This is a genomic window from Dokdonella sp. (assembly GCF_019634845.1).
GTDB lineage: Bacteria > Pseudomonadota > Gammaproteobacteria > Xanthomonadales > Rhodanobacteraceae > Dokdonella_A.
In genome coordinates, this window is sequence record NZ_JAHCAQ010000001.1 from 120491 (window position 1) to 135196 (window position 14706).

13 protein-coding genes are annotated in these 14706 nt (G+C 71.2%); 4 read left to right on the plus strand and 9 right to left on the minus strand.

Annotated elements, in window-relative coordinates:
• Positions 1–35: 35 nt before the first annotated feature.
• From KF903_RS00495 to KF903_RS00515, 5 genes are all read right to left on the minus strand, one after another.
• On the minus strand, positions 36–2240 hold the full coding sequence (locus KF903_RS00495) for a TonB-dependent copper receptor (RefSeq protein WP_291209716.1): 2205 nt from the start codon (positions 2238–2240) through the stop codon (positions 36–38).
• 187 nt (positions 2241–2427) lie between these two features.
• Positions 2428–2976, minus strand: coding sequence for a hypothetical protein (locus KF903_RS00500; RefSeq protein ID WP_291209717.1), 549 nt, complete (start codon positions 2974–2976; stop codon positions 2428–2430).
• 2 nt (positions 2977–2978) lie between these two features.
• Positions 2979–3770 carry a prephenate dehydrogenase/arogenate dehydrogenase family protein gene (locus KF903_RS00505; RefSeq protein ID WP_291209719.1) on the minus strand — a complete coding sequence of 264 codons (792 nt, stop codon included), beginning with the start codon at positions 3768–3770 and terminating at the stop codon, positions 2979–2981.
• On the minus strand, positions 3767–4858 hold the full coding sequence (locus KF903_RS00510) for a PLP-dependent cysteine synthase family protein (RefSeq protein WP_291209721.1): 1092 nt from the start codon (positions 4856–4858) through the stop codon (positions 3767–3769). Before KF903_RS00510 ends, KF903_RS00505 begins: the two co-directional genes overlap by 4 nt.
• The gene (locus KF903_RS00515; protein WP_291209723.1) at positions 4855–6807 is read right to left on the minus strand and encodes a pyridoxal-dependent decarboxylase; all 1953 of its coding nucleotides are present in this window, start codon (positions 6805–6807) and stop codon (positions 4855–4857) included. The genes KF903_RS00510 and KF903_RS00515 overlap by 4 nt, the downstream gene beginning before the upstream one ends.
• A 178-nt stretch (positions 6808–6985) precedes the next feature.
• Between KF903_RS00515 and KF903_RS00520 the strand changes: the two genes are divergently transcribed.
• The 3 genes from KF903_RS00520 (at position 6986) to KF903_RS00530 (ending at position 9634) form a co-directional block, all read left to right on the plus strand.
• Positions 6986–7486, plus strand: coding sequence for a DnrO protein (locus tag KF903_RS00520; protein WP_291209725.1), 501 nt, complete (start codon positions 6986–6988; stop codon positions 7484–7486).
• Positions 7487–7540: 54 nt separating this feature from the next.
• Entirely contained in the window at positions 7541–7855 is a 315-nt protein-coding gene (locus KF903_RS00525) for a hypothetical protein (RefSeq protein ID WP_291209727.1), read from the plus strand.
• 99 nt (positions 7856–7954) lie between these two features.
• Positions 7955–9634, plus strand: a complete 1680-nt coding sequence (locus KF903_RS00530; protein WP_291209729.1) for an amidohydrolase — start codon at positions 7955–7957, stop codon at positions 9632–9634.
• A 10-nt stretch (positions 9635–9644) separates the two neighbouring features.
• Here the strand turns inward: KF903_RS00530 and KF903_RS00535 are convergent, their stop codons facing one another.
• The 3 genes from KF903_RS00535 to hemN form a co-directional block, all read right to left on the minus strand.
• Complete coding sequence (locus KF903_RS00535) at positions 9645–10826, minus strand: hypothetical protein (protein ID WP_291209731.1); 1182 nt, start codon at positions 10824–10826, stop codon at positions 9645–9647.
• Positions 10827–10929: 103 nt separating this feature from the next.
• On the minus strand, positions 10930–11688 hold the full coding sequence (locus KF903_RS00540; protein WP_291209733.1) for a helix-turn-helix domain-containing protein: 759 nt from the start codon (positions 11686–11688) through the stop codon (positions 10930–10932).
• A gap of 15 nt (positions 11689–11703) precedes the next feature.
• Positions 11704–13101, minus strand: coding sequence for an oxygen-independent coproporphyrinogen III oxidase (gene hemN, locus KF903_RS00545; RefSeq protein WP_291209735.1), 1398 nt, complete (start codon positions 13099–13101; stop codon positions 11704–11706).
• 116 nt (positions 13102–13217) lie between these two features.
• Here hemN and KF903_RS00550 point away from each other — a divergent pair, with 116 nt between their 5' ends.
• Positions 13218–14201: a LysR substrate-binding domain-containing protein gene (locus KF903_RS00550; RefSeq protein ID WP_291209737.1), complete on the plus strand. Its 984-nt coding sequence runs from the start codon at positions 13218–13220 to the stop codon at positions 14199–14201.
• Positions 14202–14229: 28 nt separating this feature from the next.
• On the opposite strand, the gene KF903_RS00555 is transcribed toward KF903_RS00550, so the two are convergent.
• Positions 14230–14589: a DUF2069 domain-containing protein gene (locus KF903_RS00555; RefSeq protein ID WP_291209739.1), complete on the minus strand. Its 360-nt coding sequence runs from the start codon at positions 14587–14589 to the stop codon at positions 14230–14232.
• Between the last annotated feature and the right edge of the window lie 117 nt (positions 14590–14706).

Sequence of the window (14706 nt, forward strand, 5' to 3'; positions counted from 1 at the left end):
CTACCGTGCGTTGCGTGCGCAGCACTTGATTTGGATCAGAACGAAACCCGCAACTCGGCCCACGCCGAGCGGCCCGGTTCGTTGACGCGCAGCGTGTTGACGTAGCCGGCCAGTTCGGCGCTGGCGGCGTTGACGTGCTCGGCGTAGCTGCGGTCGAACAGGTTGTCGATGCCGGCGGCGAGTTTGATGCGCTCGTCGATGCGCCAGCCGCCGTTGAGCGAGAACACGGCAAAGCCCGCGCTCGGCCCGAGATCCTGGCCGATGATGTTGCCCGAGCCGATCGCCACGCGATGCTGGGCGGCGACCACGCGCGCGAGCGCGCCGAGCGACCAGCGGCCGTTGTCGCGCACGAGTCCGAAGCGCGCCTCGAGCGGCGGCATTTGCGGCAATGCGCGGTGGCGCGTGTGGTCCTCGCCCCAGGCCCAGGCCAGGCTCGCGTCGGTCGACCACAGTTCGCCGAGGCGCCACTTCGCGCCGGCTTCGGCGCCCGCGATGCGCGCATCGATGTTGCGCGCCCGGCTGGTCGGCTGCATGCCGCCGCTGCGGTCGATGATGATGTAGTCGTTCACGCTGCCGGCATACGCCGACAGCCAGCTCTCGAAGCGCTCGCCGCGATGCACGACGCCGGCATCGAGCTGGGTGGTGCGTTCGGGCGCGAGCGCCTGGAACGCCGCCACGCTGTGCTGGGCGTAGCGGCCGAACAGCTCCCAGTAGTCGGGAAAGCGCTGCGCATGGCCAAGGCCGACCTGCAGCGTGGTGGCGGCGTCGAGGTCGTGCTCCCAGCGCAGGAAGGCGCTCGGCAGCGTGCGGCTGCGGTCTGCGCTAACCGTTGCGACCGGATCACCCATGCCCTTGTCCACGCCGCCGGCAGCCGACATCGCGGTGAGGCCGTAGCCATCGACGCGATGGCGATCCACGCGCGCGCCGGCGACGAGACGGCGCCGTGCGTCGAGACTCCAGGTGAGTTCGCCGAATGCACCGGCCTGCTCGAAACGCGCGTCGCGCCGGCGCGGCTTGCTGCGCCAGTCGCCGGCCATGCTGCCAGGCGGACCGCCCATGCGGCTGGTGTGTGCATTGTTCGACACGTCGATGCCGCTTGCGAGCTGTACCGCGCCATCCCAATCGAGCGTGGCGGCGAGGCGGCCGCCGTTGGTGCGACGGGCGACGTTGCTGGCCATCGGCATCGGCATCATGCCGTGCGGATCGGGCTGGCGTAGCGTGTAGTTGTCCATCACGTGGTCGGCGTAGTTGGAGTACACGCTTGCGGCGATCGACTGCAGGCGGCCGCTGACCGGCTTGTGCTCGATGCTCAGGCCCACGCTCTCGCGCAGGAACTGCGCGCCATCCATGCCGCTGAACGCATAGGCGGCCTGGCCGTCGCCCTTGCCGGCACTGAGTTCGAGGCGCGTGCGTGCATCGGGTGTCCAGCCCAGCCGCGCATCGGCGCTCCAGCGGTCCCATGACGAATGCACGCGCTGCCCGTCGCCGTCGGCATAGTCGCCACTGCGCGTGTGGTCGGCGGTCAGACCGACATAGCCGTGCGGGTTGCCGGCGCGCAGGTCCATGCTCTGGTCGGCGCGCGCATGACTGCCGAACAGAAGGTCACCCTGCGCGGCGAAGCCCGCCGCGGCGTAATGCGGCACGTCGCGCGCGAACAGCACCGTGCCGGCCGAGCCGACCGGTCCGTACAACACGGTCTGCGGCCCCTTGATGATCGTGACGCGGTCGAACAGCGCCGGCGCCACGTAGGCGGTGGCCGGATCCATGCGCGAGGGACAGCCGCCGCCGAGCTGGGCGCCGTCGATCGCCAGGCCCAGGCGCGAGCCGGCCATGCCGCGCAGCATGGCATCGCCGTTGCTGCCGCCTTTGCGGATCACGCTGAAGCCGGGGACCGACTTGAGCAGGTCGGCGCCGTCGCTGGCCGGCACCGGTTGGCGCGGCGCCTTGGGGTCGATCTCGACCGTCAGCGGCGTGGCCGGTGGCGACTCGGTGACGACGATTGGATCGAGCTCGACCGTGGCCGGTTCGCTGGCCTGCAGTGACGGCAATGCGCCGAGCATGCACAGCGCGAGCAAGCGCAAGCTCGCGTGCAGGCGCCGTGTTGCCGCGTGGTTGCGCGCGGGCCGGCGTGCGCATGGCGTGGCCGGGCCGGACAGTGGGCAGGCGGCGCCATCGTTGGCGGCCGGTGGTGCTGCGGGCGCGTGGTCGATGCCGCGCGCATGGTGATGCTGCATGTACATGAGGAACCTCGAATGTCGCAATGGTTTGGATGCGCGGCGCAGCGCGCCGGCGCGAGGCAGGTCTCATCGGGCCGCCGCTCCGCAGCGACGCCGGCGCGCACCGCACGCCGCCCACGGCAGGTGAGCGGCGCGCCGCGGTCGGGCGCACGGGACGGGGACTGCGCGCGTGGCGCAGCCGGGCGGGGAATCAGGCGACCCGCGGCATCGCGGGCGGGCCGCGCGGCGCGGCTGTCAGCAGCGTCAGCGTGGGCCGCACCGGCAACTGCGGCAGGCAGGGCGGTGGCGGCGCGGCGGGCGCGGGAGCCGGCGGCAGCGCGGCAAGCGCGAACACGACCGGGCTGTGCAGAAACAGGTCGCAGTAGCCGCAGGCGGCGAGCGGATCCTCGCCGTGCGCGCCGCCATGCGCGTGCGCGTGGCCAGGGGTGGGTGGAGCCGGTCCCGCGGGCGTGGCCGCGTCGTGGGCATGGCTGCTGGCCATCGCGGCGTGTCCGCCATGACCATGCGCGGCGTGCGCGTCGGTGACGTTGGTGACGTCGCTGGCGGGCGGCGCCGCGACCAAGTGCCGTGCGTGCGGCGACGTGGGCTGCCACTGCGCGGCCGCCTCGCGCTGCGCCTGCAGGCGCGATGCGGCGAGCGTCTGCGACACCACCGGCGCGAGCGCGGCCAGCCCGATCGCGACAAGACCGGCCCAGGCGATGGCGCGGTGCTGGCAGCGTTGGCGCAACGTGGCTCGCACGGTCAGGTCGGCTCCGGCCCGGTTCCGCCTGCGGCGGGAATCGCGAGCGCCCGCGCGTCGGACTCACGCTGCAGGCGCTCGTGGATATCGCGCAAGGTGGCGATGAAACGCTCGCGCGCAAGGGCCGAGTAGGGGTTTTCCTGTTGGATCGAGGCAAACAGGTGACCGGCGTCGCCGCGCACCGCGGCGAGCATGCTGGTCAGGCCGAGGAACGAGGGCGGCGCCATCGACAGATCCTCGCCGATCCCCATCTCGACCAGCGCCTTGGCGATGTAGAACGCGAGCGCGTGGGTCTGTGCCATCGCCTCGTCGTGCGCGGCGGCGTCGCGCTCGATGACCTCGCAGCCGAGTCCTTCGAGCAGTGCGCGCACGCGCGGCACCAGGTCCGGATGCAATGCGCTCGGGCAGACCACGACGCGCAACGGGCGTTCGCCACGCGCGAGGCTCAGCGGGCCGAACAGCGGATGGGTGCCCGCGTGAGGAATGTCGGTGCCGAGGATTTCGTCGAGCCACTGCTGCGGATGGAGCTTGACGCTGCCGACATCGATCACCGCGTGCTGCGCGGTGAGCTGCGGCCGCAGTTCGAGCAGCGCGGCGCGCATGTGACGCAGCGGCATCGCCAGCACGACCCACGCGGCATCGGCGAGCGCCGCTGCGGTCGTGCCGGCCAGTTCCGCCGGCACCGCCGCGACCGGGTCGACCACGTGCACGCGATGGCCGGCCGCGCGCAACAGCGTGGCGAAGGCCTGTCCGAACCGGCCGTAACCGAACAGTGCGACCGGGGCTGGCGTCATGTGTCTGCGGACAGCGGCGCGTTGCCGTGGGCAAGGCACTGGGCGAGTCGCGCCTGCCAGTCGCGCGGATCGATGCCGTGCGCCTTGAGCCAGTCGGCATCGAACAGCGTCTCGGCATAGCGCTCGCCGCGGTCGCACAGCAGCGTGACGATGCTGCCGCGCTCGCCGCGCGCGCGCATGCCGGCGGCCAGTTCGAGGCAGGCCACGAAGTTGGTGCCCGAGGAACCGCCGTAGCGTCGCGCGAAGATGTCCTCGAGCATCCAGGTGGCCGCGATCGAGGCGGCATCGGGCACTTCGAGCACGGCATCGACCACCGCGAACAGGAAGCAGGGCTCGACATGCGTGCGGCCGATGCCCTCGATCAGCGTCGGCGTGCAGGCGCTGGCATCCTCGCAGCGCGTGCGCCAGCCCTGGGCGAAGCTGCGTCCGCACGGCTCGGCCACGCATAACTGCGTCGGCAGGCGGCGATAGCGCAGGTAGCGGCCGATCGTCGCCGAGGTGCCGCCGGTGCCGGCACCGCAAACGATCCAGGCCGGCTGCGCGTGCGGTTCGCGCGCAAGCTGGCCGAGGATCGACTCGGCGATGTTGTTGTTGCCGCGCCAGTCGGTGGCGCGCTCGGCGAGGCCGAACTGGTCGAGGTGGCAGGCACCGCGCCGGGCGTGGTCGGCGGCGCGTGCACACACCGCGTCCGGGTCGTCGACGAGGTCGCAACGGCCGCCCAGCGCCTCCACCGCGCGGATCTTGGCCGGCGCCGTGTTGGCCGGCATCACCGCCGTGAACTGCAGGCCGAGCAGGCGCGCGAACCAGGCTTCCGCGATCGCGGTGCTGCCCGAGGACGCATCGACCACGGGTTGGCCCTGGCGCAGGCGACCGTTGCACAGCGCGTACAGGTACAGCGAGCGGGCCAGGCGATGCTTGAGGCTGCCGGTCGGGTGGGCGGCTTCGTCCTTGAAATAGAAATCGATGCCGGCATAGCCCGGCAGCTCGATCTTGAGCAGGTGGGTGTCGGCCGAGCGCGCGGCCTCGCGCTCGAGCGCATCGATCGCGGCGTGCAGCCAGGCGCGGTCGCCGGCGTGGGTGTGGCTCATGCGGGTGGATTCCGGTCGAGCAGCGCTGCCGTGCAGCGCATGAGGAAGTCGAAGTATCGGTCGATGTAGCTTATGCCGTTTTCGCGGTCGATGAGCCAGGGATTCATCAGCGTGTGGCGCAGCACGACCAGCGCGCCGCCGTCGCTGTCGGCATCGGCGTCGGCATCGATGCCGAGCGAGGTGAGGATCTCGCGGGCGGGTCCGGCACCGACCAGCTCGGGCCGCAGCGTCGTCACCGAGCCGAAGAATTCCTTCACCTGCAGCGGCTGGTGCACGTCAGGGCGCAGGCGCTCGTACAGGCGCCACAGGAATGCGTTGGCCTGTGCCAGCGAGCGGTTGCCGCGCGGGTTGAAGGCCAGGCAGACGAGGTTGCTGTCGGGCTCGAACGGCACGCGCGCGTGCAGGTAGCCGGCGACCTGGGCAGCGAAGCGCTGCGCGCGCTCGTAGAACAGCTCGGTGCAGCGCACGGTCGAGCGCGGCATGCGGCCGAAGTTGCGGTGGTCGAGCGGCAGCACCTGGTGCGCGACGTAGACGCCGGCGGCGGCCGCTCCGGACTTGGAGCCCTCGGGGATGAACTGGCCGAGGCTGCGGAAGCGCTGCAGGTAATCGCGTGGCGCCTCGCCATGGAAGATGTAGTCGGCGCGCTCGGCGAGCAGGTCCATCGCGCGATGGTCGCGGCAGACGAAGGCGCCGCTGCCGAACGGCAGATAGCCGAGCTTGTGCGGATCGACCGTGACCGAATCGGTGTCGGCCAGCGCGGCGAAGGCGCGGTACAGCGGCGGCGAGGGAAAGTACTTGAACTCGGCGGCGATCGCCTCGCGCTCGCGCAGCGAGCCGTCCTCGTGGCGGAAGATCGTCGCCAGGTAGCCGCCCCAGGCCGCGTCGACGTGCACCGCGAAGTCGAGGCCCTGCGCGCGCGTGGCCTCGCGTGCGGCGAGCACGCCGTCGACCGGGTCGATCGTGCCGTACTCGGTGCTGCCGAGCACCGCGACCGCGAGCAGCACGGGAATGCGCTCGCGGGCGCAGCGCTGCACGTGTTCGGCCAGCGCATCGGCATCCAGACGCATGCCGTGCGTCGGCAGCAGGTCGAGCTGGGCGCGGCCCAGGCCGAGCATCTTGACGCCCTTGCTCCACGAGTAGTGCGCGGTGATCGGCGCCAGCACGCGCGGCAGGCGCAACTGCGGGTGCGCGGCGAAGAAGCCCGCGATGCCGAGCTGCTCGATGCGCTGCGCCTCCACGCGCGCATGCCACTGCGCGCGCTCGCGTGGCGGCTGCGCGGCAAGCCAGGCCTGCCAGCGCCCGAGCAGGTCGATCGTCGCCGCGTTGCCGAGGTTGAACGCCGCCCAGTCGTCGTCGGGCAGGTCGAGCCCGGGCGCGCCGGCCGCGCGCAGCGCGAGCGGAAACGCCTTGAGCGCGAGCGCGAGGCGCAGCGCCTGATAGTTGGCCAGCGTGCCGCCCGAGGTCAGGTGGCCGAAGGCGCAGTCGGCTCGCGCCGGGTCGCTCGGGTAGCCGAGCATGCGCGCGAGCTGCAGGCCGACCTTGACCTCGAGATCGACCGTCACCGGCGCGGCTTCGTCGGTGACGTTGTTGGGGTTGTAGGGCAGCGCCAGCATCTGCGCCGCCAGTCCCGGCAGCAGCAGGTCGGAGGCCATGTGGCCGATGTAGCGCGGACTGTGGAACGGCATCGAGCGCTTGAGCGCCGCCGACAGCTGGTGCAGCTCGCGGCGCATGCGCGCCTCGAAGGCCTGGTAGTCGGGATGCAGCGAGGCCGCGGTGCCGATCGCCGGCGGATCCTCGGGGTGGAAGTTGCGCCGCCAATAGACGTGATCGCGCAGGAATTCGACGAGGATGCGCTCGAGCAGCGCGTCGTTCTCGCCATAGGGGCCGAGGAAACAGGCGTCGAGCACGTGGTCGTGCTGGAACGGGGGCGCGGTGGGTTCGGCAGGCACGGCGGCAGGGGGCTGGGAACGTGGCGGGCAGCGTGCAGCCTAGCCGATGTGGTTGCGCTGATCCCGATCAAACCGCGCGGACCTGCGCGCAAGTGCCGCAGGCGCCGGTGACGCGGGTCAAGGGCGGTTCGGTTGCGCTGCGCGATACTGCGCCGGTTCCGTACGTTGTGGAGACACCATGATGCGTCCATACCCGCTCGCCGCCGCGCTCGCGGCGACTTTGACCTGCGCCGCACTGCCCGCCGCCGCGCAGGAGCACGCCCAGCACGACCATGCCGCCCACGCCGCGCACGCTGCCGCGGCGGTCACGACGCCGGCCCAGCGCTGGGCCACCGATGCCCCGCTGCGCGAAGGCATGGCGCGCGTGCGCGCCGCGCTGAGCGACCTCAGCCACCACGAGATGGGCCACATGAGCAACGAGCAGGCGCGCGAGTTCGCGGTCGCGATCGAGGACGCGGTCAAGTTCATGTTCGCCAACTGCAAGCTGCCGGCCGAACCCGACGCGGGCCTGCACGCGATCCTCGTGCCGCTGCTCGCCGCGGCGCAGCGGCTCGACAAGGATCCGGCCGACAAGGCCGCGGTGGCGGCGATGCGCGATGCGGTGGCGCCGTATCCGCGGCAGTTCGACGATCCGGCCTGGCCCGCAGCCACGCCGGCCGCAGCCGATCACCAACATTGATTGCGGCGCGGGCGTGACGCGCCTGCGTTGCGCCCGGCGCGGGGCGAGGGCGACATGACCGAGTACATCGCGGCCTGGCAGTGCATCGGCTGCGGCAAGATCGAGGCGCCGCAGACCTGCATCGGCGTGTGCCGCGACCGCAAGGTGTACTTCATCGGCAAGCGCGAGCACGAGGCCGCGCTGGCGCAGGTGGCGCAACTGCGCCAGCAGCTCGAGATCGTGTCGCAACGGCTGCTGCGCTTCGAGCACGCCACGCCGCGTGAGGGCCAGTGGCAGGCTGCGTGGCTTGCGCTGCAGCAGCAGGCGCGCGAGCTGCGCGGGCTGCTCGCGGCCGGCGCGGGCGAGCACGCCGACCCGCCACCCCGCTGACCGGCGCCGCGCCAGAGGATGATCGCGCGCTATGCTCGCGGTTTGCCGCAGCCGCGCTGGTGGCGGCCGTCTCCCATCGTCATCCGAGGTGACCTCGTCATGAACCCGATCCTGCCGCGCCTGGCGGCGCTCATCCTGGCCGCGTGCTGCACCCTGCCGGCCGCGGCTGCCGACCTGTTCGTCGATCACGTCAACGGCTACACGCTCGACGCGGCCGGCAAGCTCAGGCGTTTCGAGTCGATGCTGGTCGAGCAGGGCAAGGTCGTCGCGATCGGCTCGCATGCCGAACTCGCGCCGCGCGCCGGTACCGCGCAGCATCTCGATGGCGGTGGCCGCACCCTGCTGCCGGGTCTGATCGATGCGCACGGGCATGTGATGGGGCTCGGCATCGCGCTGCGCCAGATCGATCTGCGCGACACCGCTTCACTCGACGCCGCGGTGGCGAAGGTCGGCAGCTATGCGGCCGCGCATCCGCAGACGGCGTGGATCCAGGGCCGCGGATGGAACCAGGAAGTGTGGCACCTCGGGCGCTTTCCGCGCGCCGCCGAACTCGATCGCGTGGTGGCCGAGCGCCCGGTCTGGCTCGGGCGCGTCGATGGTCATGCGGCCTGGGCCAACAGTGCGGCGATGAAGCTGGCCGGCATCGACCGCAACACGCCCGATCCGGCCGGTGGCCGCATCGAGCGCGATGCCGACGGCAATCCGAACGGCGTGTTCGTGGATGCCGCCATGAGCCTGGTGGAGGCGAAGATTCCGCCGCCCGACGCCGCCGAAGCCGAGGCGGCGCTCGATGCGGCGCTGGCCGAGCTCGCGCGCGTGGGCCTGACCGGCGTGCACGATGCCGGCGTCGACGCGGCCACGGTGGCGCTGTACCGGCGCCATGCCGACGCGGGCCGGCTCACCGCGCGCATCTACGCGATGATCGGCGGAACCGGCGAGGCGTTCGATCACATCGCCGCCGCTGGCCTGATCGAGCGCTACGGCAACGACATGCTCGACGTGCGCGCGGTCAAGCTGTTTGCCGACGGCGCCCTGGGCAGTCGTGGCGCGGCCTTGCTCGCGCCCTACAGCGACGCGCCGCACGATACCGGCCTGCTGTTCGAGACCCCGGCGCAGTTGCAGGCGATGATCGACAAGGCGATCGCCCGCGGCTACCAGGTCGGTGTACACGCGATCGGCGATGCCGCCAACCGCGAGGTGCTCGACGCCTACGCGCAGGTGTATCGCGTGCGCGGCGCCAAGGCCAAGGCGCTGCGCAACCGCATCGAGCATGCGCAGGTGCTGGCGCCGGCCGACATCGCACGTTTCCCGCGCCTGGGCCTGGTCGCCTCGATGCAGCCGACCCACGCAACCTCGGACATGAACATGGCCGAGGCGCGCATCGGCACGGCGCGCATGCGCGGCGCCTACGCCTGGCGCAGCTTCCTCAAGCAGGGCACCGTGATCGCCGGCGGCTCGGATTTTCCGGTCGAATCACCCAACCCGTTCTACGGCCTGTATTCGGCAGTGACGCGCCAGGACCACGAGGGCCGCCCGCCCGGCGGCTGGTACGCGCAGCAGAAGATGACCCTGGTCGAGGCGCTGCGCGCGTTCACCTGGGGCGCGGCCTGGGCGCGTCATGCCGAAGACCGCATGGGCACGCTCGAGCCGGGACACTGGGCCGATTTCATCCTGATCGACCATGATGTGTTCGCCGATCCTCCTGCGCGCATCTGGTCGACCCAGGTGCTGCAGACCTGGGTCGGCGGCCGGCGCGTGTACGCGAAGGCGGCCGATTGAGGCGTGACGATCAGTCGAAGCCGTCGGCGAACAGCGCATCGGACAGGCAGCGCGCGAGCGACAGCACGCGCGTGCCGCCGTCGATCCACGCGATCACCGGGCGCTGGCTCGCGTCGAGCTTGAAATCGCCGTCACGCAGGCCGCTGTGGCTGACCGTCACCGCGACCTCGGCGCCGCCCGTGCAGGCGGCGTCGTCGCAGGCCCAGGCCGACATCACCGAGTCGCGGTAGCGCGCGAACGCGGGCCGATCGCCAGCCAGCAGCGCCAGTCCGAGCGGCTGGCCGGCGGCCGGCGGCAGGCTGCGCCGCGTCGCGCTGGTGCAGGCCGGCGTGGCGCAGTCGAGCAGGGCCGGGTCGTCGGGGCGATTGTCGAGCACGAGCGGTCGCCCGTCGCTGCGGATGGCCAGTGCCGTGTGCCAGGGCATGAAGCGGCCGATCGGACTCGACAACGCGGTGGTGGTCACGCTCGAGCAGGTCGGGCTGCCTGAGCACACACTGATCATGTTGCCGTAGCTGTTGCTCGCGCCGGCACTGCGCAGGTACGCAATCACCGGGTTGCCTTGGGCGTCCATCGCGAGCGAATACGCGGCGAACTGCGCCTGCGCCGGCGGCGTGGCGAGGACCACATCGCGGCCGGTGCCCGTGCACTGCACGTCGTCGCAGAAGTGTGCGACCAGCGCGCCCGGCGCGGCCGCGTTGTATGGGGCCGTGTACAGCAGCAGCGGGTTGCCGCTGGCCTGCAGCAGCAGTGGCAGATCGCCGCCGATGCCGCTGGCCATGGCGAAGAGGTCGGTCGAGGTTGCGCCCAGGCAGCCCGCATCGCTGCAGTCGTACAGGCGCAGCGCGCCGTAGTACGAGGTGGTGACGAGGGGGCGGTTGTCAGCGCGGATCGCCACGCCCGAATCGCCGAACCGACCGCTGATGTAGCCAAACGATTGCGAACTGCCGCTGCTGCAGGCGAGGTTGGCGCAGTCATGCACGAACAACTGGGTGTCGTTGGACTGATCGGTGCTGTACACGAGCAGCGGGCGGCCATCGGCGCGCAACGCCATGCGCACGAAGCCGACCGCGGCGCCGGAGGTCGGGATGACGGTGTTGCCGAGGCTGCAGGCGGGGAACGCCGCCTGCGCAGGCGCGGTGGCGAGAGCGGCGCCTGCCGCCAGCAGCATCCGGCACGGTATCGGCATGGGCATGTCGTGATCCTCGCTCGGTGGCCCCCCACGTCGCGCCACCGAGCATGGCCGCGTGATACGGCGCATGTTGCGACCCGCGTCACGTCTTGCGTTGCGCGGCGCCTCAGCGCTGCAGGATCGCGCGCGCGACCTCGGACAGCGCGGCCGGATCGGCGAGCGTGACCTGACGGCCGTCGACCGCGATCAGGCCACGATCCTGAAAGCGGCGCAGCACGCGGCTGACCGTCTCGGCTGCCAGTCGCAGGTAGTTGGCGATGTCGCCGCGCGACATCGCCAGCGTGAGCGTGTGCCGCGGGAAGCCGCGTTCGGCGTAACGCCGCCCGAGGTTGATGAGGAAGGCAGCCAGCCGCTCGTCGGCCGAATAGTCGCCAGCCAGCAGCGCCGCATTGCCGATGTCGCGGCTCAGGCGCCGGAACAGTTCCTGCTGCACCGAGGGGATGCGCGCGGCCAGCGTGACGAGGGCGGGAAACGCGAAGCGGCAGACCTCGACCCGACCCAGCGCGATCGCGTCGCACGGGTAGGTTTCGGGGTCGATCGCGTTGAGGCCGACCAGTTCACCCGGCAGATGGAAGCCGAGGATCAGTTCGCGGCCGTCGAGATCGACCTGGCGCGTCTTGACCGTGCCCTTGCGCACGGCATAGATCGCGTTGAAGCGGTCGCCACTGCGGAAGATCGCGTCGCCGTTGCGGTAGGTGTCGACATGCTCGACGAGGCAGTGCAGGTCATGCAGGCCGATCTTGTCGACACCGCCGCTCAGGCACACTGCGCCGAAGGCGCAGGTCGAGCAGAACGTGTACTCGTCGCCATCGTCGGCAATCGGGTCCGGTGGGGCGATGCGCCCCGGTGGTACGACCTTACCCATGCGCCAGGCAGTCTCCTAGACGGCGCGCGAATAACGGGTACCCGTGTCGGCGCCAAGGTATGCATCGAAGCACATCGCGATGTTGCGCAGCAGGAACTGGCCGCGCGGCGTGACGATGATGCGCTCGGGAGTGGCTTCGACCAGTCCGTCGTCGGCCAACGGCGCCAGACGGTCGAGTGAACTCCGGAAATACTCGGCGAAGTATACGAGATGGCGCGCCTCGAAGGCAGGGATGTCGAGGCTGCCCAGGCACATGAGCTGCTGGATGGCGTCGGCGCGCAGCGCGTCGTCCTCGCTCAGGCGCAGGCCGCGCGCGGTCGGCAGGCGTGCGTTGTCGAGCGCGGCGTAGTAGCCGGTCAGGTCGCGCGGGTTCTGGCTGAAGGTGGCGCCGACATGGCTGATCGCGCTCATGCCGAAGCCAACGAGGTCGCAGGCGGCATGGGTCGAATAGCCCTGGAAATTGCGCTGCAGCGTGCCGGCCTCGGCGGCCAGCGACAGGTCGTCGTCGGGCAGCGCGAAATGATCGACGCCGATGTAGCGGTAGCCCGCCGCGGTCAGCGTCTCCACCGCCAGTTGCAGCAGGCCCAGCCGCACATTGGCATCGGGCAGGTCGAACTTGTCGATCTGCTTCTGCGCCGGGAAGCGCTCGGGCAGGTGGGCATAACCGTAGGCCGCGATGCGCTCCGGGCGCAGGGCGATGACCTGATCGAGCGTGCGCCGGAACGAGTCGGCGCTCTGCCGCGGCAGGCCGTAGATGAGGTCGAGGTTGACCGAGCGGATGCCCGCGTCACGTCCGCCCTCCATCACCGCGCGCGTCTGCTCCACGCTCTGGATGCGGTTGATCGCGCGCTGCACGTCGGGGTCGAAATCCTGCACGCCGATCGACAGGCGGTTGATGCCGGCGGCGGCGATCTTGCGCACGTAGTCGCCGTCGCAGAAGCGCGGGTCGAGCTCGACCGCGAACTCGCGGTCGGGGCGGCGACTGAAGCTGAAGCAGCGCGCGATCATCTCGATGAGTTCGGCGAGCTGGTCGCCGTCGAGGAAGTTGGGCGTGCCACCGCCGAAATGCAGTTGCGCCAGGCTGCGGTCGCGCGCGAACAGCGCCGCCACCGTCTCGATCTCGCGATACAGCCGGGCGAGGTAGGTGCCGGCCTTGCTCTTGTCGTGGGTGATGATGCGCGCGCAGCCGCAGTAGAAGCACGGCGACAGGCAGAACGGCAGGTGCACGTAGACCGATATGTCGCGCGGAATCGGGTCCTCGTTGGACGCGGCGATCGCGGCGCGAAGCTCGGCTTCACCGAAATCGGTGCGGAACTGCGGCGCGGTCGGGTAGGAGGTGTAGCGCGGGCCGTTGACGTCGTAGCGGGCGACGAGGTCGCGGTCGAAAATCGGCGGCAGGGAGCGTGCGATCATGTCGGCATCGTCGGCGCTCGGTGCGGTCGGCGCCTTGATCCGAGTCAAACGCCAGGGTGTCAAATTGTCGCGCGACGGCGCGGTGGCGTGCCGGTTGGCGGTCACGAAGGAGCCTCATGAACAGCATCGAAGGTGCGCTGCACGACCTCAACGACCTGCGCCTGTTTGCGGCCGTGGTCGAGCATGGCGGCTTCTCGGCGGCCGGGCGCGCGCTCAATACGCCCAAGTCGCGCCTGTCCAAGCGCATCTCGCAACTGGAGGAGCGCCTCGGGGTGCGTCTCCTGCAGCGGACCACGCGGCGTTTTGCGGTGACCGCGATCGGCGAGCGCTTCTATGCCCACTGCCGCGCCGCGCTCGACGAGGCGCAGGCGGCGCAGGACGTGGTCGACGAGCTGCGTGCCGAACCGCGCGGCAGCGTGCGCATGAGCTGCCCGGTGGCGCTTGCGCAGACCTTCATCGCCCACGTGCTGCCCGACTTCCTCGCTGCCCATCCGCAGGTGCAGGTGCGCATCCACGCCAGCGACCGCCGCGTGGACCTCATCGGCGAAGGCTATGACCTGGCCTTGCGCGTGCGCGACCGGCTCGACGAGGAACCGTCGCTGGTGGCGCGCACCTTCGGCCAGTCACGCCTGCTGCTGGTGGCCAGCCCCGACTTCCTCACCCGTCATGGCCGGCCGCAGGAGCCGGCCGCACTGGCCCGGCTGCCGCTGCTGTCGCGCATCGAGCAGGATGGTCCGCACACGCTCGACCTCGCCGACGGCAGTGGCGGCAAGGTCAGCGTGGCGATGGCGCCGCGCATCGCCTGCGGCGATTTCACCGTGCTGGCGGCGGCCGCCATGCGCGGCATGGGTGTGGCCACGTTGCCCGAATTCGTCTGTGCGCCAGCGATTCAGCGCGGCGATCTCGAACTGGTGTTGCCGGGCTGGAACATGCCGCAGGGCATCATGCACCTCGTCTATGCGAGCCGGCGCGGCCAGTTGCCGAGCGTGCGTGCGCTGGTCGAATTCCTGGCCGAACGCCTGCCGCGCGCGGTGCGCGAGATGGAGGCGCAATGCGCCGAGGCGGCGCCGCCGCCACGCCGCAAGCGGTCGCGTGGCTGAGCGCGATTCGTCGCGCCTGCGCGGCGGCTCACGGTACTGCCCGGCGCAGCGCCGCGGCGCGCTTGAGTGCGCGCGTGCGGGCGCCGATCGCGGCGATCAGCAGGCAGCACAGCGTCACCTCGAGCAATGCCGGCAGGCGTGTGGCCGGCACCGCCCACGCCGCGACGATGCCGTGGCAGAAATAGAACAGCGCGACGATGCCGGCCCACAGCAGCGCGCGACCGAGGTTGCGGCGCAGCGCCGACAACGGCAGCAGCAGCGGCGGCAGGGTCAGCAGCAGCGCAAACCAGGACTGCCCGCTGGCCGGCGGCGCCAGCCACAGGTACCACGCCGGCTGCAGCACGATGAGAGCCAGCCAAGCCGCGAGCGCGAGTCGTTCGGACTTCATGCCCGCCGCCGGCGTGATGCGGCGGCGATGGCACGGCACGGCCGGCCGCGGCAACGGCGGCGCGACGGGGTGGTGGTGGCGATCACGGACGGTACTCCTTGCGCAATGGTGGCCGGC

Bases quoted from the DNA above. Each gene is read 5' to 3' on its own strand.
- KF903_RS00495 (WP_291209716.1), bottom strand. From the start codon at position 2,240: ATGTACATGCAGCATCACCATGCGCGCGGCATCGACCACGCGCCCGCA.
- KF903_RS00505 (WP_291209719.1), bottom strand. From the start codon at position 3,770: ATGACGCCAGCCCCGGTCGCACTGTTCGGTTACGGCCGGTTCGGACAG.
- KF903_RS00510 (WP_291209721.1), bottom strand. From the start codon at position 4,858: ATGAGCCACACCCACGCCGGCGACCGCGCCTGGCTGCACGCCGCGATC.
- KF903_RS00520 (WP_291209725.1), top strand. From the start codon at position 6,986: ATGATGCGTCCATACCCGCTCGCCGCCGCGCTCGCGGCGACTTTGACC.
- KF903_RS00525 (WP_291209727.1), top strand. From the start codon at position 7,541: ATGACCGAGTACATCGCGGCCTGGCAGTGCATCGGCTGCGGCAAGATC.
- KF903_RS00530 (WP_291209729.1), top strand. From the start codon at position 7,955: ATGAACCCGATCCTGCCGCGCCTGGCGGCGCTCATCCTGGCCGCGTGC.
- KF903_RS00535 (WP_291209731.1), bottom strand. From the start codon at position 10,826: ATGCCCATGCCGATACCGTGCCGGATGCTGCTGGCGGCAGGCGCCGCT.
- KF903_RS00540 (WP_291209733.1), bottom strand. From the start codon at position 11,688: ATGGGTAAGGTCGTACCACCGGGGCGCATCGCCCCACCGGACCCGATT.
- hemN (WP_291209735.1), bottom strand. From the start codon at position 13,101: ATGATCGCACGCTCCCTGCCGCCGATTTTCGACCGCGACCTCGTCGCC.
- KF903_RS00550 (WP_291209737.1), top strand. From the start codon at position 13,218: ATGAACAGCATCGAAGGTGCGCTGCACGACCTCAACGACCTGCGCCTG.
- KF903_RS00555 (WP_291209739.1), bottom strand. From the start codon at position 14,589: ATGAAGTCCGAACGACTCGCGCTCGCGGCTTGGCTGGCTCTCATCGTG.